The 250-nt window shown below is 54.4% G+C and carries 1 pseudogene; it reads left to right on the top strand.

What is annotated here, in order from left to right:
- Positions 1–250 (top strand): annotated as a pseudogene (locus tag LD028_RS09265) (ABC transporter permease); the annotation flags it as partial.

Genomic DNA, 250 nt, shown 5'->3' with positions numbered 1-250 from the left:
CAACGGCTTTACCGTGCTGAAATGGTTGATTTATCTCTTTTTCCTTGTGTTTTTGCTGGTCCCGCTGTTTTCCATCCTGCTCGTCAGCCTGACGGGAGAGCCGGTCAACCTGTTTGGCAGCCTGACCAGTCAGAAAATTTTGTCGTCCACGCTGAAGAAGCTCTCTCACCTGTCGCTGGACGCGTACTCGTCGCTGTTTGAAGGCACGGGGTACTTCGCCGCGCTGGTCAACAGCCTGAAGCTGAGCACG

The organism is Anoxybacillus sp. LAT27 (assembly GCF_022030075.1).
In the GTDB taxonomy this organism is placed as follows: Bacteria; Bacillota; Bacilli; order Bacillales; family Anoxybacillaceae; genus Anoxybacillus; species Anoxybacillus kestanbolensis.
Note: the sequence above shows the minus strand (reverse complement) of the source record. Positions and strands in the feature narration are given on the sequence as shown.